Below are 26,679 nucleotides of genomic sequence, written 5' to 3' on the forward strand. Positions count from 1 at the left end.
GTAGCTTTTGAGTTATTGTTGTGAGAGATAATAACTTTACTACGGAGCGCCTTATCTTTTATACTTGTTTTTAGGCGAAAGTATTGATATATGTATAACTTTTGTTCACAATCTCTTAGTACTTTATACTCACCCAAGTCATGACAAAAGAAAAATTTGTAGGAACTTGGAAACTAGTATCCTGGGAAATCCGAGATGAAAATGGTAATGTGGCTTACCCCTTTGGTAAAGATGCTTACGGCTTGCTGATGTATACCGAAGATGGATATATGTCTTCAAGTTTAGCAACAGCTAACCGCCCCAATTTTACTGCTTTTGATTTGCTTGGAGGAATTATAGAGGAACAGGTAAGGGCAGCTAAGACTTACTTCTCGTATTGCAGCAAGTATGAAGTTAAGGAAAAGAGTGTGATTCATTACGTTGAAAGTAGCTTATTTCCAAATTGGGTTGGTACTGTTCAGGAACGCTTTTTTGAATTTAATCAAGACAATCAAATGATATTGAGTACAGAGCCAATGTTAATAGAAGGTAAGCAGCAGACTAACTATTTGATTTGGCAGCATGTTTAAAGCAAGAAATGGAAGGATAGAGAGTTACTGTATTTCTACAAGCTTTGAGTCATAAAATACTCTGTCACCTCCTTGAGCAAGATATCTGAAATGGAAGTTCTTACCTGCTATCAGTATCATGTAAGTTTTTCTGACAAGATGATCGGCTTTATGAACAAACAGGAATAAGCCTTATAAATTCGTTTTCAAAGAGGAGAGAAATATGGAGATTAGTCAACAAAAGCCAAACATAATGCCCTATAGTTTTGTTTCTGAAGAGTTCTTGAATAATCCTTATCCAACGTATGCTTGGTTGCGTGAAAACGCTCCCGTGTATTGGAGTGAGGAACTTCAGGCATGGGTTGTGTCACGATATGATGATGTGACCAAAGCTCTTGCATGTCATCAAATAGCAGCAGATAGAATCACGCCACGCTTTCTGCAACTACCAAAGGCTGAACAGAAACGCTACAAAACATTCGCCGAAAGAATGAAAATGTGGATGCTGCTCTTGGACAAACCTGAACACTCTCGACTCAGACGATTAGTTAGTTCTGCGCTGGATAGTAGTGTCGTGTTGAGATTTCAGTCGAGCATTACTCGCTTGGTTGACGAGATGCTCAAGGACTACAAAAATGGTGGAAGCATGGATTTCATTGCTGATCTTGCTTCCCCATTACCACTTTATGTTGTATCGACGATATTGGGTATCCCAGAAGTTGGTTGGTACAAAGCAAAACTTTGCGCTGAAGCTATTGTCAACTTTGTGGGAACATCACCTAATAGCTATATTGAACGGCTTGAAAATGCTAAAGTTCATGTTGATGAGATGACCGAGTACCTGCGTGGCATTCTGCACTGTAGGAGAAGCCAACCTCAGAATGATTTCCTCAGTGCATTTCTCAACGCAGAGGCTGAAGGACAGGTGATGAGTGAAGAGGAGATACTTGCCACTTGTATTATGATAATTTTTGCCGGTTTCGAGACTACTATGAACCTTTTAGGTAACGGACTTTTAACGCTTTTGCGATACCAAAATGTCATGGAGGACATCAGACGAGATCCTAAACTAATCCCTCTTGCAGTGAGGGAGATGTTGCGTTATGAGTCACCTGTCCAACGACTATCACGTATGGCGCTTGAAGATATCGAGTTTCAGGGCCAAAAAATCAAAAAAGGTGATTTGATCTTTTTGCTGATTGGATCGGCCAATCGCGATCCTGAAGTCTTTTCCGACCCAGATACATTTAACATAATAAGGAATAACGATAAGCAATTAGCCTTCGGCTTTTACATCCATAAATGTCCAGGAGCTTCGCTTGCCAACATGGAAGGAGAGATTGTTTTCACTGAGTTATTGCGGCGCTTTTCTCATATTCGTGCAGTAGATGAAAAACCGTGCTGGCAAAATAATTTATCAGTGCGATCATTGAAGACATTTCGTATAGAACTTACGGCTGCACAGTAACATTCATTGATCAGCCCGCAGTCTACGGAGAACTTAACATGAGCTTCTCAAAGAGTTAGCAACCGTCCTGCTACAGTTTCGCAACAAATCCCATATCTGAAGATAGGGGCTTGATATAAGAACGCCTTGCAAAGGCGTAGTCTCAAAGGTTAAAAAAAAAAGGGAGCAAACGTATGACACGGCAATTGGATGGAAAAGTCGGACTTGTCACTGGAGCTTCATCTGGAATTGGTAGGGCAACAGCGATCGCATTTGCACGTAGTGGAGCGAAGGTCATAGCTGCCAGCCGTCGCGTCATTGAAGGCGAGGAGACGGTACGGTATATACAAGAGGCAGGAGGTGAGGCTATTTTCATCAAGACCGATGTGTCAAAAGAGGCGGAAATGGAGATGCTGGTTAACAAGACCATAGATACTTATGGTCGTCTTGACTGCGCTTTCAACAACGCTGGAATTGCAACTTTCAGTCCACTCTGCGATATGTCGGAAGAGGACTGGGATTACATGATCGACGTGAACCTGAAAGGAGTATGGCTTTCTCTCAAGTACGAGATCAGAGCAATGCTCAAACAAGGTGTCGGCACAATAGTCAACATGGCTTCCATCGGTGGTATCGTTGGTTGTGCAGGTTATACCAGCTACTGTGCTAGTAAAGGTGGGGTCATCGCCTTAACCCGAGCGGCAGCATTGGAATATGCTCAATTCGGCCTTCGTATCAATGTTGTGAGTCCTGCTTTTATTGAGACCAATATGCTGGCTACTGTTCCCGCAGATATGCTCCCTCAAATCAAGGCAAGGCATCCCATAGGACGTGTTGGCAAGCCGGAGGAAGTCGCAGAAGCGGTAGTGTGGTTATGCTCGGACGCGGCTTCCTTCGTTACGGGGCATAACATGATGATCGACGGAGGATATACCGTGCAGTAAGAAGGTGATTATGCAAATGGCACTTCGGATAAAGCGATCGCCTACCTTGGGATCGCGTAGAGGCGAAGTTCACCCCGCTTCAAATGTTCAGCTAAAGCTAACAAACGAACGATTACGCCCCTGTGCTTTTGATAGCCTTCTGCTGCTCCATCTCCATCAGGCTAGAAGCGATCAATAATGACGCGATACCTGCGGCAGACGTAGCTATCGCTTTTTAAATTGTTTCTAATTTTACTGACAATGACTTTAAGAATTTCAGTCAATTCAAGTAACTGGTGAATTTGCCCAGAGAGCATTCTAATTGGGGCTTGCTGAATAAATGTAAAACCTAGATAAATCAAGGGATTCAGGGGTAAAAAAGGTTAAGTTGGTGCAAGGAATAGACATTTTACCCATCAAAAACTTATCACTTTTCCGCCAAAGCAACTATTCAAAAGCTGCTTCTAATTCTTCCTCCTGACTCCTGACTCCTGACTCCTGACTCCTAACCCCTAACGGAAAGACTTTTTCAGCAAACCCTAATTGGCTCCAAGATTAGTTTTACAGCGATTTCAACACCAGATAAAGGATTGGTGAGCATAGTCTCAGTGCTTTAGCTATAGAGAACCTGAACAAGGTCTATCGGTAGGTCTAATTTTGACTTCACCAACAGCATCGGTTGCTCATTTCAACCCATAGATAGAGTGTAGTTTCTGCCTTGTGATTAATAAATTCCTGACAAACAATGCTTAATTTTGGGTACTAAGGTGGTGACTCGCCTAGTTTTGTAAGTGAGGTTAATAATCATGTCAGATCAAATTATTACATCTAGTTTGTTTATTGGGTTGAATGACTCTAATTTACTTGAAGAATTAGATAATAAAGCTGTTGAAGTAATTAGCGGAGGACAAGGTCCCCTTGTTTTCTACGCGTGTCCTCAAAACCGATATGTCACCAACTACAATGGTAATAGCTGGTACAGAGGCTCCAAAGGTTGTGATGTATATGGGCGCAATGAAGTACCTCCAGAAGTTCTAAATGCAGCAGTCTAAGGCATTCAAGTAGCCTCCGTGTAGAGAAGTCAGATGAGGTCGAAAATCTCCCATCCGGTTTTGTAGACAAGTTGCTCTGGTGACGGGGCGGGTGTGAGAGAAAGATGTTTTCAAATTTCTCACCCACCCTGGCATCACCGTGCCAAAAAAGGTGTTTTGTACGCTAAGTGTTGTGGCTCGCAATCATAAATGCTCCGGCTTACAAACAAGACATTATTTATAATTGCAAGCCAATTTACAATTAATGTGAGCCACAACACATTCTTAATTGCAATTAATGTGAGCCAGAAATTTTCTTGTTTGCGAACCGGAGGGTTTATGATTGCAAGCAGCAACAAATAGGGAATAGGCAACAGCAAAAGGAATACAGAGATTTTTAGTTTTTGACAAAATGTATAATTAATTTTGCTGAGGTACTTATTGCAGCTTTGAGGCGATTCTTTCTACAATTGACTCCATCGCAGTCCTAAATGATACGTGACAAATAATCAAGCCTGTAATGCTTGTCAACCAAGGATTTTTATCTCCGTATTTAATCAGAAATGGTTTCATATTGCTATATAATTATCACAATGGCAATTCTCTTATGGGCAAAGTGAGTGCGATCGCTCCGCTCTCTTCTCTACGTTCCCGGAGCGTGTCGTAGACAGAGGCTACGCGTAGCTTAATTCCCCGGAAAGATACGCCGTAGGCATTGCTTGGCAAGGCTGTTTTGCAATTGATACTTCAAATGCCTGGAATTTTTGCCTGTGTTTCTGCTTTAACTAATATCTTTGACATTAGACAACAAGTGCAAAAATCCCTCGGTGTCATGTTTGGTGTGACTTTATGTCTCAGTTTAATATTGCATAGTTGCTTCCTGATTCCCAAAACCCAACTACAACCACTAACGATAGGTATCACTACCTGGCCTGGATTTGACATTGTTCTCTATGCCAAAGCCACCAACATCTTCAAGGGTCGGGGTTTGGATGTAAATCTAGTCCGGTTTGAAAATCAGCAAGATTCTTCCAGGGCAGTCATGCGAGGCGCACTAGATGCCGCATTTGTGGCTCTTTGGGATGCAGTACAGGTCGATGCGGGAGACGATAAACCCGTGATTGTACTTGTCACCAATATTTCCTATGGGGCTGATGGTATTGTTGCCCAAGCCCCCATCAAAACGGTCAAAGATTTGAAAGGTAAGCGAGTTGGAGCCAAACTGGGTACGGTTAACCATTTAATTCTGTTGGAAGCCCTCCAGCAACACAAAATGTTACCGACCGATGTACAAATAGCAGATATTGCTAATGAAACAGCGGCTCAACTGGTAGAAAAAAAACTGCTTGATGCGGCCGTGATCTGGCAACCACTTTTAGGTGAGACAGCGAAGAAAGCTCAGGGAAATATTATTTATACAACTCAAGAATTAGACAGCCTGGTAATTGATACACTGCTGACTCGTAAAGCAAACGTCCAGGCTAAAAAAACAGAACTAATTCAGTTTTTGTCTGCCTGGTTAGATATCATGTATGCAGTCCAGACAAAGCCAGCAGAAGTTTATGAAAAAGTTGCTGAACTTCTCAAACAATCACCAGCCTCTTTTGCCAGTGATTATGCTGGTTTAAAAAAAGGTGACATCCCAATGCAAAAACGGATGTTTCAAGACCAAGGTCGCTTGCAGCAAGGACTGGAACAGATGAGTCAGTTGCTACAGTCCGACAAAAGAGCAGGGAGATTGCCACGTCAGGATCTGGAAATCAATCGGGAACTGATTACGACTGCAATTGAGGGTTGGAAATCTTGAGGGGATTATCCTGGTTACGTACACACAATCTATCACAGCAACTTCTCTTTAGCTGTGGTTTGTCCCTGGCAACTGTTGGGTTAGGAACCCTGTGGATTAATTATCAGTTGATCCAATCAGACCTGGAAAAACAAGTCCGCACACGCGCTCAAATAATTACGCAATCGATTGAATTTGCCAGTGAAGGACTGTTAGAAGTCGAGCAACGTCATATTTTACGGCGAATTATTCAGAACTATGCAACTTTACCCGCCATCATCGAGATTACCATTGTTAACGGAGATGGAATCATTTTGGCAGATAGTCAAGGAAGCCAAAAGCGTTTATATACAGAAAAACATCCAGAATTGCGATTAGGCGTTCACCAGTCTGCGAATACGGGCATTGCCACTGCTTATGAGATAGTGTTGGATAAAAAACCAGTATTGGTGCAAATCTTGCCTTTTAGCAGTGTTCTGTTTGGGACTTCCGGACGACGGGGGTTAGCGATCGCTATTGTAGACTTGAGACAAATGAAAGCCCAAGCTGGCAGAGCTTTTCTTACTTCTACGCTCACATTGCTGTCGGGGATTGTGATTATTTTGTGGTTGATGTGGGTACTGATTCGGAAAAATGTTTTGCGTCCCCTGAATATTTTGAACCAGGCGGTAGCTATTAGTAAAGAAACAGCTACCTTCTCTATGCCGGAAAAAATACCTGCCAATGAAATTCAGTTTTTAGCAAATACATTTCAGGCTGTCTTTGAGCAACTACAAGCTCATGAACAACTCAAAACTGAGATTACCCAGCGTCAAAAGGTGGAAGAAATATTGCGGGAAAGTGAAGCTAGAGAACGAAGTAAATCTGAACAATTAGAACGAACATTACAGGAATTGCAACAGGCTCAAATTCAACTCGTGCAAAATGAAAAAATGTCCAGTCTGGGACAGTTGGTGGCTGGAGTTGCCCATGAAATCAATAATCCTGTCAATTTTATCCACGGTAATCTTAGCCATCTTGAGGATTATGCCCAAGACTTACTGCGGGTAATTCACTTATATCAAGAACATTTAAAGATGAATCCTGAATTTCAGGCTTTATCTGAAAAAATTGATCTAATGTACATCCAAGAAGATTTACCAAAAATCCTCGGTTCTATGAAAGTTGGTACTCACCGTATCCGCGAAATTGTGCTATCGTTACGTACTTTTTCCCGTCTGGATGAAGCTGAATTCAAGGCTGTGGAGATTCACGAGGGTATCGATAGTACGTTGATGATTTTGCAACATCGTCTTAAAGAACAACCAAACCGTCCAGCTATTCAAGTTATCAAAAACTATAGCAAATTACCTTTACTAGAATGTTACGCTGGACAAATTAATCAGGTGTTTATGAATATTCTCAGCAATGCCATTGATACTTTAGAAGAGAGAATGCTCAAGGAGCCGCTACTTCCAAAAATTACCATTCATACTTCGTTAATCGATTCAGATTGGGTAAAAATTGCGATCGCTGATAACGGTCTAGGAATGCCAGAAAACATTCAAAAACAGATTTTTAATCCCTTCTTCACCACCAAATCGGTTGGGAAGGGAACGGGAATGGGAATGTCAATTAGTTATCAAATTATTACTGAAAGACATAGGGGCTTTTTGGAATGTTTTTCTATAAATGGTGCAGGAACTGAGTTTGTTATTAAAATTCCTATTTATCAACAAGATAAGAATGGCTAATTGATTCAGCCAAATGTTACGAAGTTATGCGATAATTTTTGGATTATTCTTAAGCTTTCTTCGGGTGCTTTCATCAAAGTGGGATAAAAGCTTATTTTTTTGTTATAGCCGTGGACAGGGTGGTTAGGACATCAATTGATAATGAAACTCTCACTACAAGAGGGTTTTACTCCTGACTCCTGACTCCTGACTCCTGCTATACATGATTATAAATTTCCCCGCCGACTTACTTAGGGCTTGCTGTTCGCGGAGCGTGCCGTTAGCCATATAAAACGAAAACCTAGATAAATCAAGGGATTGAGGAAGATGAAAGGCGAGAATGGTGCCAGGAATAGACATTCAACCCATCAAAAACCGAACTGACAAGTCAGCGCTTACGCTATCAATTTTTCTTTCTTCGAGACTATTCTTAGCTGCTTCTGATTCTTCCTCCTGACTCCTGACTCCTAGCCCTCACGAAAAGACTTTTTCAGCATTAATTTGTATAATTCACCATAATTTCTTCACCTATTGTCTTTACCCTCTCTACCAAATCTTCTGGAGTGATGACCTTCACACCTCCACCAAACCCAACAATCCATCTTTGCAAATCAAAATCATCTAATGTCCATTTAGGAAATATTGCTTGAAAACGATGGGGGAAATAGCGATCGCTTGTTCTATCCAAACAAAATAGCGACTTGGGTAAATTACTCGTTGTCTTCTGAATTGGTGGAGACATTTTCATCTGTGCGAACCGTTTTGTCCCCTCGGTAATAAAGGGATAAATGCGATCGCTAAACCACAGTTCCACCGTCACGCAGACTTGCATTCGTTCTTGTTGATCTGTACTGAGAAATTGTTGTTGGTCAATGCTGCTATTTCCTAAGTACATCCCCGCACCAGATTTAAATAATTGCTGTAACTTTTGTAGTGCCTTTTCCTGTGATTCTCCGTTGCGTTGTTGGCTTTGCGGTCTACCTAAACACAGTCTATCCAGACGTTCAAAACGCAATAAACCAGAAGTTTCACCACTTACGCACTCATAACCCAAGTACCAAGCAAAGTTAGAAAAAACCATTTGCAATGGATAGGCTAAGAAAAAGTTTTTTTCATCCCCTTCGTATCTACCCACACCTGCAAACCGTTGTAACTCCAACAGCCTTCCTTCGACAATTGCTGTTTCCAACTGAGTGAGATTATTACTTAAGGCGCTACTATGGAGATGCTTGGGGTCTATGATAGAGCTATTGGCGATCGCTCTCACTGGATATATATTTTCCGTATTTTCAATAGTATGTGTTTGTAACAATCGTTGCTTAAACATTTCATAGATTGCTAAAGCTTGGGGGTCATTTAAACTATTGGCTTGGGATTGAATAATATCAAAAACTTTGATTAATTCTGGTTTAGAAAGAATGCCTGTACCAGCAAAATAACCGTGACGCATGGGAAACTCAGGTAATATTTTATAAGGTTTTAAAACTTTTTCAATATCTTTACGAATTGTAGCTTTTTGTTGACGATGGTTGTTAATTACTCCAGCTTGTGCAAGAGAGCGAATTAAAGTATTCAAACTACCTACACCCATGTCAGCTAAAAAAGGGTAGTGGATAATAAAGCGAATCGTGCCAATTAACCGCTCAAAAACTTGTTTATCTGAGTAAGAGTGGAATCCACTTAAAGATATCAATTCATCACTTTTAAAATCTTGAGTATTTTGACTAATTACAGGGAAAGTAGTATGGATAATTCCTTGAGTTTCCAGCCATTGTAAATCATCCGCTATCGCATCTTTATTTGCATAAACCACACCCCGCAGTTTAGCCATAATAGTAGTAATTTCTTCTAGAGAATTGGTAACATTAGGAAGATAACCCAAAATATTTTCTAATGATTTAGGTTGACTTAGATGAAATTCTCCAATTCCCGGATAGTTAATAATTAAGAATATCAAATATATCAAACGCTCAAAATCTAATAAATGACTATAACGATGGGGTGTGATGTTGGCATAACGATTTTGGCAATTAGCAATTTTACTGTGAACATTTGTAATTAATTTATCAATTTCATGTAAAGAAAAATTGGGTGCAGTAACATCAATTTTATTGATGGCGGCGAATCCTTCCCCATTAATTGGCGGGAAGTCTTGCAGCATTTGATACATACACTCAATAATATCTGGAGGAACTTGGCGTTGGCGTTGTTGATTCCACTGAATGCAAATTTCCAAAGGAGTTTTTAAGTACCAACCAATCCAGTGGAGTTGGGGTAACTCCCATTGTCCAAGTTGGGTTTTGACTTTGAGTAAAAAGTCCATGCGAAAGGAACGCTTACAATTAGTAGCGTCGTAGATAACACTTTTAGATAATCTAAATGCAGTACAAATACGGTTAATGGCAGTGGCTTCAATTGTGTGCCATTCCCCTTGAATTGTCGCGTCACCATATAGTTCTTGGCGGATTTCATCAGTGGAGATAATTTCGCAATTTCCCAGGCTGGATAGGAGTTTTGCAAAGGTAGATTTACCGCTTCCTGGTGTACCGATGAGAAAATGAGCGATGATTGTTTTGGAGTCGGTTTTAGCTGCCTGTTGAGTTTTGCGTCGGGACGTTGACATATAAGGTATAATTTTATAGTGATTTTACTAATTTATTTAAATATGCAAATCAAGTTAAATATTTGAGGTATGTGTTTAATCTTAATTGGGTATAAATGATAATTTTACATTGCCAGTGCGAATGACCAAGAAGATATTATGTCAAACTAAGATTCTATCAAAGTCTTTCTGTATCTAGGTTTGAGGCTATGTTAGGAGGTTTTTGTATCATGACTATCGACACACCTCGCCAAATCGCCCAAACCCCTATTCTTTCGTTGACCTGTGTCGATTGCTTACTGTGTAAGGGTTTGAGGTATGTGTTTGATTAATTTTTCGGCTGGGTGTACAATCTTTTTTAGAGGTGTGTCGATTTGCGGTCTGAAACTCTTACTGGGTAAGGGCTGCTAGACGAACTCCCCACCGATTGGGTTAATTCGGAATAATTGGAAACGTTTATTGGAGCGATGTAGGTGTTTTGGTCGCCAGTTCCCCACCGATTGGGTTAATTCGGAATAATTGGAAACTTTGTATTGTTTTTTCCGAGAAAGCAACTCCTGATATCTCCCCCACCGATTGGGTTAATTCGGAATAATTGGAAACTTCCAGTTCCACCAGCATTATTGTTGTATGAACACCCCCACCGATTGGGTTAATTCGGAATAATTGGAAACGTTTAGTCACGACTTTTATCCAAATTGTAACCCCCACCGATTGGGTTAATTCGGAATAATTGGAAACGTTGGTTTTGGACTTGGTGCCACAGTGGGCTGCGGCTTTCCCCACCGATTGGGTTAATTCGGAATAATTGGAAACAAAACGCCAAGACTTACTGAGCCAAACTGCGGATCTTTTCCCCACCGATTGGGTTAATTCGGAATAATTGGAAACAATTTCAGTAAGGATTTGCGCGTTACTAACCCCTGCCCCACCGATTGGGTTAATTCGGAATAATTGGAAACACTTTGTTCACCTATGCGCTTTGTATCGAAACAACCCCACCGATTGGGTTAATTCGGAATAATTGGAAACTGGCGATTTCTCGGTTTAAGCTCAAAATCTGTTTGACCCCACCGATTGGGTTAATTCGGAATAATTGGAAACAAAAAGTTCTGAGCTTTAGCACCAACTGGGCATTTTACCTCCACCGATTGGGTTAATTCGGAATAATTGGAAACGTTGACATATTTTCCCTTAGCACACTGAAATGACGACCCCACCGATTGGGTTAATTCGGAATAATTGGAAACAGCAGCAGCTAACTTATTTAAGGTCTTTTTTCTTCCTGATACCCCACCGATTGGGTTAATTCGGAATAATTGGAAACATTGTATTGTAACTCGGATATTTGCAGGTCACCTGGGTCAACCCCACCGATTGGGTTAATTCGGAATAATTGGAAACAAAATTGTCCGAAGTTTTTAACTGCCACGGTGTACTCTGCCCCACCGATTGGGTTAATTCGGAATAATTGGAAACGAAAGGTATTAATTTTGTCAGCAAAAGAATTATTGAATCCCCACCGATTGGGTTAATTCGGAATAATTGGAAACTCCAGAACCAGATGATCCAGAACCAGATGATCCAGAACCAGCCCCACCGATTGGGTTAATTCGGAATAATTGGAAACAGTGGGGGCAGCATTTTTGCTACCTCCCATACCAGCAACCCCACCGATTGGGTTAATTCGGAATAATTGGAAACGAAAGTATTTCCACTGCCACTGCTATTTTTCAGCGCAACCCCACCGATTGGGTTAATTCGGAATAATTGGAAACGATGTGTTTCCGTTTCCTAATTGGTGGCTAACAGAGCCCCCACCGATTGGGTTAATTCGGAATAATTGGAAACTTTGAGTTACCTCAAAAAAATTGGGCGTAAATGAACATCCCCACCGATTGGGTTAATTCGGAATAATTGGAAACTTTAGGCGTTCTTAAACAAGGGTTTCGAGAACCTTCCCCACCGATTGGGTTAATTCGGAATAATTGGAAACGACTAGACTTAGCCCATTAGGGCAAGTTAACGCATTTAATGAACCCCCCACCGATTGGGTTAATTCGGAATAATTGGAAACAAAATTGTTCCATCTTTTATACCAGAAAGAAACCCTGACCCCACCGATTGGGTTAATTCGGAATAATTGGAAACATTTTCCATTAAGAAAATTCCACAATAAATTTACACCCCACCGATTGGGTTAATTCGGAATAATTGGAAACTTTCGTGTATTGCTTTGGACTAATGATTCCAAAACCTTTAACCCCACCGATTGGGTTAATTCGGAATAATTGGAAACGCTAAAGCTTTTCTTTTTTCTTCTGTTGTTGTGTTGTTCACCCCCACCGATTGGGTTAATTCGGAATAATTGGAAACGAATATTAGCTTCAGAAGTTCCAACGGGGAATTTTCTGTCACCCCACCGATTGGGTTAATTCGGAATAATTGGAAACGCAAGGTTTGGAAGAACCTGTTGGGCAATTTTCAACCCCACCGATTGGGTTAATTCGGAATAATTGGAAACGTTTAGGTTCCAGTGAACTTAAAACAGAACTTGTAAAGTTAGCCCCACCGATTGGGTTAATTCGGAATAATTGGAAACGTTGTAGGGGCGCTCATGGGTTGCGCCGAAAACTTCTAAACGCCCCACCGATTGGGTTAATTCGGAATAATTGGAAACTTAAGGTGACTTTTAAGAACATACTTTTCATGTCCCCCACCGATTGGGTTAATTCGGAATAATTGGAAACTATTCTCCTTTGCATTCATTTTTATTTATTGTGTTCTGTCCCCACCGATTGGGTTAATTCGGAATAATTGGAAACCTTTATGGCTTCCAATTGCTCATAACTTGCTTTTTTCCCCCACCGATTGGGTTAATTCGGAATAATTGGAAACAGTTAGAGTTAGAGTTAGATGTGTTAGTATCTCCATTACCCCACCGATTGGGTTAATTCGGAATAATTGGAAACGGATGGAGGCTTCTTCTTTTTTTTCAACTTTTTCCCCACCGATTGGGTTAATTCGGAATAATTGGAAACTTTAGCTTGAGATAAGGAAAATCCTTCAGCAACACCCCACCGATTGGGTTAATTCGGAATAATTGGAAACACGATAAAAACCAAAAGAGCAAATTGGATTTGAACTAATTCTACCCCACCGATTGGGTTAATTCGGAATAATTGGAAACAAATAGATTCCGAATGTGTTTGTATTTCCGTCCCCACCGATTGGGTTAATTCGGAATAATTGGAAACTTTGATCAGTAGTTTGCCAACGATGAAGTTCAGCATCCCCACCGATTGGGTTAATTCGGAATAATTGGAAACTTATTTAGAAATTAGTAAACTGAACTGTAATTAGAAAATCAAAAAATGATGCGTTTAATTTTCTTTTTTGCTGTTATTTATTTATCTTGTTCTTGTTCAGCATTACTAGAAGAAGAAAAAACTCAAGAAGTGCGAATATACTGCACCAAAGACAATTTTTCCACAGTTAGCATTACCTGGAAGAGTAATCACGTAAAGCACAATAGTTTTGTGGATAACAATTGTTTCCTGAAAACTCCCTTCTATGTTGCGAAATACTTAGTTTTTAATAGCTTAAAATCTACCCAAGAAGAAGTTGTTACAGTTGGTTCTATAGTAACAAATAATAAAGGCGGCATTAATATAATAGACTTTCGAGGACTTACAGAAGTAGAATTTGATAAAAAAAACCAACCTTTGGATTAATTGGGAATAATTGGAAACAAAAAAGCCCTCATCAATATGAAGGCTTATTATTTTTTAAAATAGCTATTGATTTACGAAAAATCATGAAAAACTTTGCCGTAATTCCTCAAAATTATGGGCTAAAACTACAGTTCGCAAAATTCCTTGTAATTGTTCCAAATCATTAATCTGAGAAATTTGAGGCATTAATTCCAAAGCCTCATTACCAAACTTCGCTTCCAAACTCATTTGTATACTTGATATGATTCCCTGCACTTCTCCCCGTGCTTCTCCCCGTGCTTCTCCCCGTGCTTCTCCTTCTTTTAGTATTTCTTCATACCAAGGTGACTGTCGTAAAACTGCCATATCCCACCTCATGATATCTTTCACTAACGCACTTTCTAATACAAAGGTAGCAAAAAAGGCTAGAACCGTCTCCAGTTGATTTAATTCTTGATCTTGTCGTAAGATTTGCAATGCTTCCCTAATTGTAGACTCATTTCCTCCTCCTTTAAGAATGGGGACAAAGGGAAGTAATGAAGGCAGAGATTGTTGAAAGGGAATATTCACATCAACTTCCCACAAATTAATCACGCGGTAATCTTGGGTTGCTGTTAATCCGGCAAGATTTGATGCAAATCTCGTAGGTATTTCTACATCGCTAGTTGGCAAAATATTAATTAATACCGGGTAAGTCGGTAATTCATATTTTTCTTCTGCAAGTGCAGCATAACAACGCATTCGTCGAGGCATTTTGGTATTGTAGCGCAGTTGCAGTTCATTTAATACGAGAAATTCTCCATATTCTGGACTTGTGGCACGGATTAATACATCACTTTCTCTACTTATCCATTGAAATTCCCCCGATAAAATTTCATGGGCTTTGATATTAGGAATATCCGTTACCCATCGTACCCAATTATCAGGGGCAAGGCTAATTAGTTTTTTTGTGCTGGTATCTGCTGGTTTTGGCATTTTCCAAGATGCACTTTTGTCTAGGGATTTATCATAACAGGACTTAATCAACTGACACATTGGTCAGGTGCGTCAGATATGAAAAATCTGTTTATTTACTAGATTTATGCAGTCTGACGCACCCTACAGTAGATTTTTGGTGTGATATTTTTCGTCATTCGCATGAAAGGAGGTTGCAACTCAGGTCGTCTCTGCAACACTTAGTAATATGAGCGTTAAGTTGAAAAATAACAAGTAAGGGGATCACCAGTTCTTTTTAATTTGTTACTTTTTCTTTACGTATTGTTACATAGATAATAAAGAAAATCAGTTATTTTGAGTAGCATTTAAGTTGTTCATTATACGATTTTCTAGTGCCAGACATTGTTGTAAAAGTTGTTTACGTGTTGAAGTAAGAGTATGGCTGATGAAACAAAAGACATATACACTGCTATTACCTTTGCACCGGTGCAGGGATTTATCGAAAAATCACGGAAGTTGAGGGACTTATATGGTGCGTCATTAATTTTGTCTTACCTCAGTCAACAGATAGTGATAGCAGCACATAAACCTCCAGAAACTACAGTAATTTCCCCTGCAAATATTAATTTACAAAAAGGAATGCCGAACCGCATCCTTATAAACGGTCATTTTCCCGAAGATACAGGACGGGAGATATTATTAACAGCTTGGAAGGATATACTTGCAGTTTGTCGTAACTGGATCGAGATAGAATTATCCGATTATAAATATGAATGGGAACGTGAGTGGAGACATTGGGGAAACTATACTTGGGAAATCTTTTGGGGTCGGGGTAATTCTATTGCAAATGCAATGGAAGACTTGGAAACTCGCAAGCTTTCTCGTGATTGGACTGCAATTAATTGGATTGGGGAAAGTTCGAGTTTGACGGGTACAGATGGAATTGCATTTCCAGGATTAGGTGGAGAAAATCGTAACCCTAAAGATTTAACATATCGCTCGGAACAAGGTTATATCGGAAAGTTTTATGAAGATTTAGCATACATAACTGAAAACAGACAAAATTCTCAGGAAGAAGAAGCAGAAACAGAAACAGAAGAATTAGCAGAAGAAGAAAATATTTCCGAACAATATCAAGTAGAAGGTAAATTTATTGCGCTAAACGAACAATTGAGTATTCCTGAATTAGTCAAACGTCTGGTAACTTGTGAGGATGTCAGGAAAGATATAGGAATAAAAATTGGAGGAAATAATTTTTCTTTCGGGCAATTACCCCAAGGATTTAAAGAAATTCGTCGCAAACCGACTGAAACTCAACCTGGACAGTGGACTGGTTGGTTTATGGGAGATGGAGATGAAGTTGGTAAAAAGTTGAAAAAACTAGCCAATAGTGAAAAAGCAGAAGATAATCTGCGAGAATTGACTATAGAATTACGTAATTGGGGTAAGGATTTTTATGGATACTTACCAAAGCAAAAATTAGGCAGAGTAATTTACGCTGGTGGAGATGATTTTTTAGGGGTAATTTATAGTAAAAATGTCAGAAAACCAATTCTGGGATTGACTGCATTGGAATGGTTAATGACATTAAATGATAAATGGCACGAACATAAACAAGATATAAATGTCAGCGTTGGTTTTGTCTGGGTTGCAGGGAGTGTTCCCCAACGAGATGTGTTGCAACATTGTCGTCAAGCACAGGATACAGCCAAAAGTTTAAAACGCGATCGCGTGACCATTAGAATCGTATTTAATAGTGGACAGTATGTGGAATGGACTTGTCCGTGGAAATATTTACATATTTTGAAAGAGTATACAGACAGAAAAGGTAACACCTATCCAGAATGGGAACGCAAAGGTCGGGACAGTAAACACGAACCGAATTGGACGCATATATACAGCGATTTAGCCCAACTCAAAGCCCGTCACGCTTTCGGACTCGCAGAAAACCGTCGTTTAGATAATCTTGAAAACCGCATAATTGACAGCAAAAAAAAAGGTTTGATCATTCAAAATCGTCGAGCTTTACTTAGTTTTGTGGATATGTATTTTTCAGAATATGTTAGTGAATCACAGAAAAAGGAAAAACAAAAATGGAGTCAAGTCTTAAATCAAAATGAGAATTTTATTGTTGGTGCCAAAGAGGATGAAGATGATTATAAAGTCGCACAAAAGATGATTAATTGGATTGAGAATTTAATTATAATTGGTTGGTACTTATGTTCAAATACCTTATTATCATCAGACCGCTAGGCTTATTATATGGAAGTGCGGGTGCTTTCCTCTCACCAGAAAATTTAGTTGGTCGTTCTGGTGAAAAATTTCCGCCAGGTGCGGCAACTGTATCCGGATTATTTTTTGGCGCAAATAAGAGTCGAACCGATATTAGTCAAGTAAAAAAAGATGAATACTACAAAGATTTAAAACAAAACCTTTATGTTGCTGGCGCATTTTGGGCTAAATCAGGACAAGAACAAAATTTTTATGTGCCGATTCCTTGGCATTATATCATTGATAAAGAGCAAGAAATAGATGAATGGATATTAGGAAATAATGGAGATTGGCAACGAAAAAAAACATATCAAGAAGATGAAGATAAACTAGAGCCAGCTTTTACATGGCAGAGTATTAATTCTTGGAGATATGACAATCCTAGATGTGCAAATGCTCCTTGGCAATATCTACCTATTCTCCATCCCAAAATGAAAGATGAAGAACGTCATACCTTAAAAGAAAAAGGATTATTTCTTGAAAATGCTGTGCAAATGCAAGAAGATACCTGTTTAATATATCTTTCGAGTCATAAATTAGCTGATGGTTGGTATCGATTTGGAGGTGAAAAACATCTGGTTGAAATAGAAACTCAGGAAATCAAAAATGATAACTTTATTCAGCTATTGCAAGAACCTATTCAACGAGCTTTGGCATTAATAACACCTGCTGTTTGGGGTTCTACACGTTTTTCTTTTCGCTTTCCCCAAGATCCCAATTTCCCCATCAACACCAATAATCCTCAACTATTAACAGATAAAGCTATCCCCTTTCGCTACAGTACCGCAGGAAGACTTGGACGAGGACGTTATGCAGTTCCTTCCGGTAGTGTATACGTTTTAGAAAAACCGCTCGAATTATCTTGGAGTCAATTTCCTGATACTTGGTTTCCTGAAGAAGGATTTAGCTTAAAACGCATGGGTTGCGGTTTGTGTCTCCCAATTAACATTTCTGATTTAGCTATTGAATCAAGAGAACAAAAACAATAAGGAGTTACTTAATGTATCAGAAAGCTTACGGTATTATTGAAACTTTAGCACCCGTTCACGTTGGTGCTACCGCAGGGGAAGAAAATGGTAATTTAAACTTGATTTTCCGTGACCAATTTACCCAAACTGGATTGATTATTGGTAGTTCAATTCGTGGACGGTTGCGTGCAGATATGCGTCAATACCGAAAAAATTTAGAACTAGAAAAAACAACAGAAGTTTCATCAGCTATAAATGAAGAAATTTGGTATGGAAAAGAATCAAAACATGGTGAACAAGATAGCACTAGCGAAGCTTTAATTAAATTAGAACACGCTTCAATTGTTTGGTTGCCAGTGTTTTGTCCAGGACAACCTATTGTTTGGGTGAGTTGCCCAAGTTTATTGAAAAGATATCATCGTGTTGCTCAGTTAAGTAAAGAGATAAAACCACCCGAACCCTATACAGCTTCTAAGGAATTATGGGGAAAAGCCTTAATATCTCAAGATGAAGAATACAAAGATAAGAAATTTCTCTTTTTTAATCTTGGTTTCTTAGAATTAGAAACTCAAAAAGATTTATCAGCATGGTTTCCATTAGACGAAAATGGAGAACAAAAAAAATTACCTGCTGTTGTTGTTGATGATAATGACATGGCAATGATTCACGATATGGCTTTATATCGTCAAAGTCGTGTGGCTTTAGATGATAAAGAGAAAAAAGCAAAGCAAGGACAATTTTTTAATACTGAAGCTTTACCGGAAGGGACTATTTTAGCATTTCCTATTGCTATTAAACCTGATGAAAAGAATCCCCCTAAAACTTGGAAACCCATTGAAGGAAAAATGGAAGGTGAAATGTATCTAGGTGGATTGGAATCGATTGGTTTTGGTCACTGCTATGTAAAAGTAGAAATTATTGAATCAAAAAAACAATCATAATTTTTCATAGCGCGTAGATGTTTTCATTCGTTAGTGAGAAAATAGGAAAGGTGAATTATGGCTTGGAATTCCTACGATTTAGATAGAAGAGCGCAAGAAATTATCATTAAATATCGAGACAAAGATGTTTTAAATGAATCCCATAAAATGCGCGTGACAGCAACTTACGGTTTAGAGCGATTTTGGGGAGAACATTTGCGCTTGATGGGTAAACGGGATAGAGAAGATGATTATGAGAAAGGAAAATTTTGGTTGGACACTTGGAAAGAGTTAATCAAAATCATGAAAATTGCTGGTATCCAAGTTCCAGAACCCAATATTCCCGATGATCAGAAAAAATATATTCGTAATGGTGAATCTATTCGTCGCGATCGCGACGGAAATTTTGAGACTGAAGACATTCAAGACATGGCAAATAAGCTGTGGGATAAAAAGCGTTTTCCAGCCGAGCATCAAAGAGTAGCCTTAGCTATTTTAACTCAATTTTGTGATAGTTTAATTTGGTGGACGCAACGCTATAAAAAGTCGGAGAAAAAGGAGAAGCAAAAATAATATAAAGATTATGTGTTTTTACTCCATCTATAGATTGTGTATTTGAATGATGTCTCTTATCTGAATAATAAATAATTAGGTAAATCAAAATGAATCAAGATAATGTCCCGATGATGTTTCGCGCACAAATTAATAGTCGTAGTCAACTTCATCATGTAGATAAAAACAAAGGAATACATCAAGATGCTCATAAATGGGTAAATGAATGGAAAAAAGCTTTTCCAAAAAATCTTTTGACCACAAATGATAATTCCACCAATGAAAATCCAGCTAATTCTTCACCTGTACCCCGTCCACAACTTCGTTCTCAACACAGTCCTCAAAAATTCCAAAATCAGAATCGTCAAAATCACAGTTCAACAGCACGTCCTAATCCAAATAATTTAACTTTTGCACGTCCTAATCGAGTAAACAACCCAGAAATTTCTCCAACTTCATCTTCTACTCCATCCCAAGAGCAACCTTTTCAATTCCCTAAATTTGGCTCAAAGGTAAAAACTTGGGAATACACTATTAGTTGGCGCTTAGTTTCCAATAGCGGACAAGATGAAACTGTAATTCGTCCGGTAATTAATGCTAAGGGGTTTCCTTATTTTCCTGGTGCAAGCATGAAAGGTGCTTTTAGACGCGCTTGTATTAATGTGAAACAAGCAAATAGGTATTGTGGAGAAAAATTAGCTGACGGGAGTAGTAAACCAGGAATTTTGCGGTTTCATGGTGCATATCCAATTGAGATAGATGGGAAAAATGGATTTGGTTGGATAGAAGGATTAGTTGACATTATTCACCGTCAAGATGAAAAGCAGGTAATTAGCGATGACTTAAAAGATGGAGCAAAAGCTCAGATATCTTTGCATGAAGTGAAATTGAAATTTGGGATTTCCAGCATAGAAGAATTATCGGAAGATGAATGGCAAGAAATTGGCAAGATTTGGAAAAAAACTTTAGCAATGGGACTTGGTTCGCGGGTTAGTTCTGGTTATGGCTATTTTAGAGAAATTGAGCAAGAAAGTAAAACAGAAATTAGTAGAAATAATCTGTTATTAGAAGTTAATTTGAAAGGACAGGGGGGAACATCCCAATTAATAGATCGCACGAAAGAATTTAGACCAAATATGTTTAAAGCTGCTCTACGAGGTCATACTCTACGTTTATTGGGTGGGTTAACTAATGAAGGAACTGCCAAAGAAATTACCAGAGAATTATGGGGTGGTTTTGCTGGTGATGGTTCGATTGTCGGATTACTGGGGGTTAATTTTGACTTTGATTCATCAACAGTACTAGATAGAACAGATTCAAGATTTTATAAATTGCCCAAAGGAGTATTAAAAATATTTTGTATGCATCGCCAAATTGATGATACAAAGGAAAAAAGGTTACGAGAAATAGCTACAGTTCTAATCCAATTTTCGATGATGTTTGGTGGTTTTGGTAAATCATGGCGAAGAATTTGTCATAAAAAGTTTTATCCAAACTATAAAAGACAGATTATTGGTTGTCATTGGGAATTTCTCGACAATAAAGTTTTTTATCCTATTCGTGAATTAGATGATATTACTAAGTTTATTAACCACACTCGTAATTTACTGCGTACATGGATACCGGAAAAACAACTAGTAAATTATGAAAGTAATAAACAGATTAATACCTCTACAGAACCATCTCAGATTCCACTTAAAAAACCCTCCAATCCGATGAAAAATAAAGGTTTGATAGAACCACCCAAACGTCCACAAAATCCAAACAATCAAACGACTAATCCAGGTATCGAGACTGGTGATATTGAGATCCAAAAATGGCGTGAAGCTTGGTATTCACCTAAAGTACAGGTTTGGGGACGAATAGCAGAAGATGGAGAAAGTATTGCCATTGATTGGTTACATCGTGAATATAGAGGTCAAGATAAAATCAGAAATCCTCATGTTTTAGCCGGAAGTGTGGGAAAAACTGGAAAGACTGGAAGAATTTGGCATCGTATGTACCCAAATTTTATTAGTTCTGAAAATGGCGATATTTCCACAGAAGAAAACTTTATCGAATTATTGACTATCTTTCCAGATGAATCTCAAGAGACTAAAAAGTTTTTGCAGTTTTTAGACGAAGAAAGCTTAAATGCTGACTATGGATTTAAACGAATATTCTAGATAATAGTCGCAATAATATCTGATTTTCAGATAATCGATCGCATCACAAATCTATTTTTCTAAAAACATCTCAGTAATAGTCAAAAAACAGGAATTATGAAGACTTGGATTGTCACGACTGGAAATAGCGATATTCAACTGAAAAATAATAAAAATTGGGAACCTTTTTATTGCGAGCTTTTAGAAAAGGGTAATACTGAGATCAGTTACGAACGCGACATTTTTATCAGCGTTGAAAAGGATAAAGTGACAAAGCTATATCCTGCACCTTCTAGAGTATTAGGTATAGTATATGAAGATAAAATAAATAATTATGTATCAGATTTAGAATTTCCTCTTTTAGATACCTATTGTCAGTATTTTAAAAAAAAGACCAAATTAGATAGAATAATTGTACTTTTAAGCGACCAGCAGCGGATATTTCAAAATCAACAGAGAGATAAAGATTATTGTCCATATTGGCAAGATACATGTACTCTTAAACCAATATTAACTTGGTATTTTCAAGATAAGTTTAAAGATATCCTGACTTCGCAATTTGATCCCGAACGTGATTTTTTATATTTACAACCAGACTCAGGAAAAGGTTTAGACCATTGGAATGAGACTTTATTACTAGTTAAAAATGTTTTTAACGAGATTAATATTAATAATCCAGAGATATATGTAAGTCACCAAGCGGGAACACCAGCGATTTCATCAGCCGTACAATTTGTTAGTTTAAATAAATTTGAAAAAGTCAAATTTGTTTTAAGTAATCAATATTATAATATAGCGTACAATAAAGAATCAAAATCGGAAGCAGAAGAAGTAAAGTTTGAATCAGAATCTCAATCTGTACTCCAAAACCAATCTGAGGAAGTTGACAATAAACAATCAGAATATCGGCGTAGTCTTCAAATTGAAAAAGCTAAACAACTTATTATTAGTGGATTCCCCGGTGCAGCACTTAAAATTATTCAGGATGTGGAGGGAATTTCACATTCAAGGATAAATGAGTTGGAAAAAATGGTGAGTTTTTTCAACTTGCATAGTATAGAGAGAGATAGTAAAGAAGATTTTGAAATCCCAAATGCTAGCCAGCGAATAGTTGATAGTTTAGATTTAATTGGGTTTTTTCTAAATCAAAAAAACTATCTCCAAGGAATTACTTTACTTGCAGCAGCACAAGAAACTTTCTTAAAGACGGCAATTCTTAATGAAGCTTCTAAACTTGCTGATACACATCAAGGATTTTCTGTATCTGAATTTTTGAAATGGGATAATGAAGGTTTATATTTGCTCTCAGAATCAGAATTGAGAAAAAAACTTAAGTTATCTACAAATCAACCATTAGACCAAATAAAAATAGAGATTTTGATCAAACTTAAATTTCCTAACAGCAATGGTCAAATAGATTCTAGATATAAGAAACAAGTTCCTAATGAGTTAAAGTTTAAGACAAATGAAAACTTTGCGATGATAGAGTGGTTGCAGAAGCTGAGACCTGATTTAGAAATTGATAAAACAGATAAAACAAAATTCAAAAAAAAGTTATGGGAGAATCTTATTTGGTCATGCAGTTATTATAAGAATCGTGAAGATGATTTACGAAATCAACTAATGCATAATTTACGTGGCATGAAAGATGATGACGCAATTAAATATTTACTTGGTTACCCAGAGGATAAAAAGAAGCAATATCAAGGTGATGATGATTTTCAAAAATTCATGAATGATTACAATCAGTATATTAAAAACTGTAATGTTAAAAATGCCTATGAACAATATGTAAGACAAAGATTTTTGCATATTATGAAATTGCTAGAAATGCCTTTTGTGACTGGTAAATTGCAGCAAAAGCTCAGTAAAATAGCTGATAGTTTAGACGAACAAAGCTGAGTTACACAATGATATACTACGCGATTGATCGCTCATCATATTCCACTATATTTTTATGCAGCGCTAACGACATCACTTAAAACACTACCTAAAACTGCGCGACCCAGGGGGTGTATTTATCGAACGCTTGTTATATAACCTCTAAAGGCTTATCAGCTATGGCTTTGGAGGTCTTTAGGAAAAAAGAGGCTCGCGCAAAGTCTGTAATCTATGCCAGCAAAGGGTTTGAGGCATTTTTCATTAAGGGAGGACTTGACAAGCGATCGCTCAAACGGTACTTTTAAGTTTCATCCGCGCAAATGGGTGTCCAAAGCCTTGTATATCAAGTCTTACCGACACCCGCAGTCTCCACTAACCATGTGGGGACGCATAATTGGAAACTACGCAATGCGGCTTCAATGTCTGCCGCCCTGCAAAGTGTCTCCACTAACCATGTGGGGACGCATAATTGGAAACTTGGATATCTGCAACAAACAGAGGAATGATCACACCGGTCTCCACTAACCATGTGGGGACGCATAATTGGAAACGATTACCTTTATCGCCCCACGACTTGGTCATTGCTTCTGCTTGTCTCCACTAACCATGTGGGGACGCATAATTGGAAACATTTTCCCTCCGATGGCAGAATGATTATTCTGCCTGGGTCTCCACTAACCATGTGGGGACGCATAATTGGAAACCGGCTGATATCTTGCCCGTGATATTTAAAGCAAAGTCTCCACTAACCATGTGGGGACGCATAATTGGAAACCGATGATGTAATCAGCTAGGGCTAATAGTTGAGTTTTGGTCAAGTCTCCACTAACCATGTGGGGACGCATAATTGGAAACCCGGGGAAAGATGGGAGGGACTTAGAAGTGGATGCTGAAGTCTCCACTAACCATGTGGGGACGCATAATTGGAAACCGACATTAATCAAACTGGCCAACAAACATAAAATTCCCAATGTCTCCACTAACCATGTGGGGACGCATAATTGGAAACTTGTAGCGCTATTTCAGTATTAAGCGACGGGAAAATAGTCTCCACTAACCATGTGGGGACGCATAATTGGAAACCAAGGAATGGAAGTTCTGCGTAGGGGTTCCCATGTAGGTCTCCACTAACCATGTGGGGACGCATAATTGGAAACTGCATTGAATACGCCGCAGAAAACTTCGTTCACGTCTCCACTAACCATGTGGGGACGCATAATTGGAAACATACTTACGCTAACCATAAGCTTTGTAGGAATAATGGGATTGGGTCTCCACTAACCATGTGGGGACGCATAATTGGAAACCTCTATAGGCATCTACCCATCCCTTCCTACTGTCGCATTGTCTCCACTAACCATGTGGGGACGCATAATTGGAAACACATTGTCGATGCCATTAAGAACAATTATCTAGAAAGTGTCTCCACTAACCATGTGGGGACGCATAATTGGAAACTCCGCATCGGAATTTCTTTTACCCACAAGGGCTAAGTCTCCACTAACCATGTGGGGACGCATAATTGGAAACAAAAAATTAGGCTCGCCCTTGACCTGCACAGATGCAAGTCTCCACTAACCATGTGGGGACGCATAATTGGAAACCCCATCCCTCTGGGACTTTCTTTAAGTCTGTGACGCAGTCTCCACTAACCATGTGGGGACGCATAATTGGAAACGGACTATAAATCTGATTGGGCGGTAGCAGGCAATGAATAGTCTCCACTAACCATGTGGGGACGCATAATTGGAAACAAATTTTTGATGTATCTGCGATTAGCTTGGGAAGCTAATCTTGTCTCCACTAACCATGTGGGGACGCATAATTGGAAACTAGTGATTTGCGCGATCGCATGATTAGACCATTCTCTAGTCTCCACTAACCATGTGGGGACGCATAATTGGAAACAATAGGCTGAACTTCTCCAGATACTTTCTGCTCCGTCTCCACTAACCATGTGGGGACGCATAATTGGAAACGGCGATCGCTTGTGGGGAGAGCGATAACTCAACGGTCTGTCTCCACTAACCATGTGGGGACGCATAATTGGAAACAGCACCTCACTTAACAATGCTTCTTTTATTCTTTGCGTCTCCACTAACCATGTGGGGACGCATAATTGGAAACGATTCAGCCAGTGCTTCTTGTAAACCAGCTTTTAGTCTCCACTAACCATGTGGGGACGCATAATTGGAAACGAGATTCTTGCATTTTATGTATAACTTCCTGGCAAAGCCAGTCTCCACTAACCATGTGGGGACGCATAATTGGAAACTTTCTCTTATCTAAATCTGCACGGTATTCAACTGAAGTCTCCACTAACCATGTGGGGACGCATAATTGGAAACGGGGGGGAGGAACAGGTGCAGGAGTCGCAGGTGCTGGTGTCTCCACTAACCATGTGGGGACGCATAATTGGAAACTTCTCACCTTTAAAATAGGAAACTTTCCCAGATTCGGCAGTCTCCACTAACCATGTGGGGACGCATAATTGGAAACTTCGCTAATTCGGTTTGTGTCATCAACGCACTCTCTCTCGTCTCCACTAACCATGTGGGGACGCATAATTGGAAACCTGTCATTTTCCTTATTGGCTTGTCATCATCAGTGTCTCCACTAACCATGTGGGGACGCATAATTGGAAACAACACCAGCACCAGCACTACCGAAAGTAAAAGCAGGTCTCCACTAACCATGTGGGGACGCATAATTGGAAACAGCATTTTGTAACTGATTGAAGAGGTAGCCAGTGTCACGGGTCTCCACTAACCATGTGGGGACGCATAATTGGAAACGCAAACAATTTCTTCCCAGAAATTTTTAAAGCAATTATCAGTCTCCACTAACCATGTGGGGACGCATAATTGGAAACTTACAAAAGGGGCTATCGTCAATAACTCGCTAATCGTATTAGGTCTCCACTAACCATGTGGGGACGCATAATTGGAAACGTGCAATATCTTCTTGTACTGCTAAATCTGCGTTAGTCTCCACTAACCATGTGGGGACGCATAATTGGAAACGAGATAATAGAAAGCAAGCGAAAGCAGGTATTAAGTCTCCACTAACCATGTGGGGACGCATAATTGGAAACGTCTCTGTATGGAACTATCTATAACAGATGTTTTATTAATGTCTCCACTAACCATGTGGGGACGCATAATTGGAAACTTGCTTATCATAGTATTTTGATTTACGACAATCATGGGCAAAAGTCTCCACTAACCATGTGGGGACGCATAATT

Annotated in this window: 17 protein-coding genes and 2 CRISPR repeat arrays (1 of these 19 cut by a window edge); of the genes, 14 read left to right on the top strand and 3 right to left on the bottom strand. The window is 39.1% G+C overall.

From position 1 onward, the window contains the following. Nucleotides 1-140 precede the first annotated feature (140 nt). The 5 genes from H6G68_RS10145 (at nucleotide 141) to H6G68_RS10165 (ending at nucleotide 3,970) form a co-directional block, all read left to right on the top strand. Nucleotides 141-569, top strand: a complete 429-nt coding sequence (locus H6G68_RS10145; RefSeq protein WP_190906535.1) for a lipocalin-like domain-containing protein — start codon at nucleotides 141-143, stop codon at nucleotides 567-569. A 202-nt stretch (nucleotides 570-771) separates the two neighbouring features. After that, a complete protein-coding gene (locus H6G68_RS10150; protein ID WP_190906536.1) occupies nucleotides 772-2,016 on the top strand; it encodes a cytochrome P450 in 1,245 nt (414 codons plus the stop codon). A 173-nt stretch (nucleotides 2,017-2,189) separates the two neighbouring features. Continuing rightward, nucleotides 2,190-2,939 carry an SDR family oxidoreductase gene (locus H6G68_RS10155; RefSeq protein ID WP_190906537.1) on the top strand — a complete coding sequence of 250 codons (750 nt, stop codon included), beginning with the start codon at nucleotides 2,190-2,192 and terminating at the stop codon, nucleotides 2,937-2,939. Between the two features lie 10 nt (nucleotides 2,940-2,949). Further along, the gene (locus tag H6G68_RS10160; RefSeq protein WP_190906538.1) at nucleotides 2,950-3,117 is read left to right on the top strand and encodes a hypothetical protein; all 168 of its coding nucleotides are present in this window, start codon (nucleotides 2,950-2,952) and stop codon (nucleotides 3,115-3,117) included. 607 nt (nucleotides 3,118-3,724) lie between these two features. After that, entirely contained in the window at nucleotides 3,725-3,970 is a 246-nt protein-coding gene (locus H6G68_RS10165; RefSeq protein ID WP_190906539.1) for a hypothetical protein, read from the top strand. 567 nt (nucleotides 3,971-4,537) lie between these two features. Here H6G68_RS10165 and H6G68_RS10170 read toward each other — a convergent pair. Continuing rightward, nucleotides 4,538-4,675 (bottom strand): hypothetical protein, encoded by a 138-nt coding sequence (locus H6G68_RS10170; RefSeq protein WP_190906540.1) that lies wholly within the window; start codon nucleotides 4,673-4,675, stop codon nucleotides 4,538-4,540. A 25-nt stretch (nucleotides 4,676-4,700) separates the two neighbouring features. Between H6G68_RS10170 and H6G68_RS10175 the strand changes: the two genes are divergently transcribed. After that, on the top strand, nucleotides 4,701-5,756 hold the full coding sequence (locus tag H6G68_RS10175) for an ABC transporter substrate-binding protein (protein ID WP_190906541.1): 1,056 nt from the start codon (nucleotides 4,701-4,703) through the stop codon (nucleotides 5,754-5,756). Further along, complete coding sequence (locus tag H6G68_RS10180) at nucleotides 5,753-7,468, top strand: sensor histidine kinase (RefSeq protein ID WP_242045213.1); 1,716 nt, start codon at nucleotides 5,753-5,755, stop codon at nucleotides 7,466-7,468. The genes H6G68_RS10175 and H6G68_RS10180 overlap by 4 nt, the downstream gene beginning before the upstream one ends. A 475-nt stretch (nucleotides 7,469-7,943) precedes the next feature. Here the strand turns inward: H6G68_RS10180 and H6G68_RS10185 are convergent, their stop codons facing one another. Further along, entirely contained in the window at nucleotides 7,944-10,070 is a 2,127-nt protein-coding gene (locus tag H6G68_RS10185; protein WP_190906542.1) for an AAA family ATPase, read from the bottom strand. Nucleotides 10,071-10,467: 397 nt separating this feature from the next. Then, a CRISPR array of direct repeats spans nucleotides 10,468-13,378; the repeat unit is 36 nt; unit sequence CCCCACCGATTGGGTTAATTCGGAATAATTGGAAAC. A gap of 45 nt (nucleotides 13,379-13,423) precedes the next feature. On the opposite strand from H6G68_RS10185, the gene H6G68_RS10190 reads away from it, so the two are divergent. Then, complete coding sequence (locus tag H6G68_RS10190; protein ID WP_190906543.1) at nucleotides 13,424-13,783, top strand: hypothetical protein; 360 nt, start codon at nucleotides 13,424-13,426, stop codon at nucleotides 13,781-13,783. Nucleotides 13,784-13,864: 81 nt separating this feature from the next. Here the strand turns inward: H6G68_RS10190 and H6G68_RS10195 are convergent, their stop codons facing one another. After that, on the bottom strand, nucleotides 13,865-14,737 hold the full coding sequence (locus H6G68_RS10195; protein WP_190906544.1) for an Rpn family recombination-promoting nuclease/putative transposase: 873 nt from the start codon (nucleotides 14,735-14,737) through the stop codon (nucleotides 13,865-13,867). Between the two features lie 399 nt (nucleotides 14,738-15,136). Between H6G68_RS10195 and H6G68_RS10200 the strand changes: the two genes are divergently transcribed. The 6 genes from H6G68_RS10200 (at nucleotide 15,137) to H6G68_RS10225 (ending at nucleotide 23,455) form a co-directional block, all read left to right on the top strand. After that, nucleotides 15,137-16,951, top strand: coding sequence for a Cas10/Cmr2 second palm domain-containing protein (locus tag H6G68_RS10200; RefSeq protein ID WP_190906545.1), 1,815 nt, complete (start codon nucleotides 15,137-15,139; stop codon nucleotides 16,949-16,951). Further along, a complete protein-coding gene (locus tag H6G68_RS10205; RefSeq protein WP_190906546.1) occupies nucleotides 16,918-17,958 on the top strand; it encodes a type III-B CRISPR module-associated Cmr3 family protein in 1,041 nt (346 codons plus the stop codon). The genes H6G68_RS10200 and H6G68_RS10205 overlap by 34 nt, the downstream gene beginning before the upstream one ends. Nucleotides 17,959-17,969: 11 nt before the next feature. Further along, nucleotides 17,970-18,878 carry an RAMP superfamily CRISPR-associated protein gene (locus H6G68_RS10210; protein WP_190906547.1) on the top strand — a complete coding sequence of 303 codons (909 nt, stop codon included), beginning with the start codon at nucleotides 17,970-17,972 and terminating at the stop codon, nucleotides 18,876-18,878. A 57-nt stretch (nucleotides 18,879-18,935) separates the two neighbouring features. Next, nucleotides 18,936-19,430 (top strand): hypothetical protein, encoded by a 495-nt coding sequence (locus H6G68_RS10215; protein ID WP_190906548.1) that lies wholly within the window; start codon nucleotides 18,936-18,938, stop codon nucleotides 19,428-19,430. Nucleotides 19,431-19,519: 89 nt separating this feature from the next. Then, nucleotides 19,520-21,574 (top strand): RAMP superfamily CRISPR-associated protein, encoded by a 2,055-nt coding sequence (locus tag H6G68_RS10220; RefSeq protein ID WP_190906549.1) that lies wholly within the window; start codon nucleotides 19,520-19,522, stop codon nucleotides 21,572-21,574. A 96-nt stretch (nucleotides 21,575-21,670) separates the two neighbouring features. Then, the gene (locus H6G68_RS10225) at nucleotides 21,671-23,455 is read left to right on the top strand and encodes a hypothetical protein (RefSeq protein ID WP_190906550.1); all 1,785 of its coding nucleotides are present in this window, start codon (nucleotides 21,671-21,673) and stop codon (nucleotides 23,453-23,455) included. A 344-nt stretch (nucleotides 23,456-23,799) separates the two neighbouring features. Beyond that, nucleotides 23,800-26,679: a CRISPR direct-repeat array (repeat unit 37 nt; unit sequence GTCTCCACTAACCATGTGGGGACGCATAATTGGAAAC); it runs 600 nt beyond the window's last position.

This window comes from Anabaena catenula FACHB-362, from assembly GCF_014698735.1.
In the GTDB taxonomy this organism is placed as follows: domain Bacteria; phylum Cyanobacteriota; class Cyanobacteriia; order Cyanobacteriales; family Nostocaceae; genus Anabaena; species Anabaena variabilis_A.

What these genes read in the sequence shown, in the direction of transcription:
- H6G68_RS10145 (WP_190906535.1), top strand. Translation starts at nt 141, where the DNA reads ATGACAAAAGAAAAATTTGTAGGAACTTGGAAACTAGTATCCTGGGAA.
- H6G68_RS10150 (WP_190906536.1), top strand. Translation starts at nt 772, where the DNA reads ATGGAGATTAGTCAACAAAAGCCAAACATAATGCCCTATAGTTTTGTT.
- H6G68_RS10155 (WP_190906537.1), top strand. Translation starts at nt 2,190, where the DNA reads ATGACACGGCAATTGGATGGAAAAGTCGGACTTGTCACTGGAGCTTCA.
- H6G68_RS10160 (WP_190906538.1), top strand. Translation starts at nt 2,950, where the DNA reads ATGCAAATGGCACTTCGGATAAAGCGATCGCCTACCTTGGGATCGCGT.
- H6G68_RS10165 (WP_190906539.1), top strand. Translation starts at nt 3,725, where the DNA reads ATGTCAGATCAAATTATTACATCTAGTTTGTTTATTGGGTTGAATGAC.
- H6G68_RS10175 (WP_190906541.1), top strand. Translation starts at nt 4,701, where the DNA reads ATGCCTGGAATTTTTGCCTGTGTTTCTGCTTTAACTAATATCTTTGAC.
- H6G68_RS10185 (WP_190906542.1), bottom strand. Translation starts at nt 10,070, where the DNA reads ATGTCAACGTCCCGACGCAAAACTCAACAGGCAGCTAAAACCGACTCC.
- H6G68_RS10190 (WP_190906543.1), top strand. Translation starts at nt 13,424, where the DNA reads ATGATGCGTTTAATTTTCTTTTTTGCTGTTATTTATTTATCTTGTTCT.
- H6G68_RS10195 (WP_190906544.1), bottom strand. Translation starts at nt 14,737, where the DNA reads ATGCCAAAACCAGCAGATACCAGCACAAAAAAACTAATTAGCCTTGCC.
- H6G68_RS10200 (WP_190906545.1), top strand. Translation starts at nt 15,137, where the DNA reads ATGGCTGATGAAACAAAAGACATATACACTGCTATTACCTTTGCACCG.
- H6G68_RS10205 (WP_190906546.1), top strand. Translation starts at nt 16,918, where the DNA reads ATGTTCAAATACCTTATTATCATCAGACCGCTAGGCTTATTATATGGA.
- H6G68_RS10210 (WP_190906547.1), top strand. Translation starts at nt 17,970, where the DNA reads ATGTATCAGAAAGCTTACGGTATTATTGAAACTTTAGCACCCGTTCAC.
- H6G68_RS10215 (WP_190906548.1), top strand. Translation starts at nt 18,936, where the DNA reads ATGGCTTGGAATTCCTACGATTTAGATAGAAGAGCGCAAGAAATTATC.
- H6G68_RS10220 (WP_190906549.1), top strand. Translation starts at nt 19,520, where the DNA reads ATGAATCAAGATAATGTCCCGATGATGTTTCGCGCACAAATTAATAGT.
- H6G68_RS10225 (WP_190906550.1), top strand. Translation starts at nt 21,671, where the DNA reads ATGAAGACTTGGATTGTCACGACTGGAAATAGCGATATTCAACTGAAA.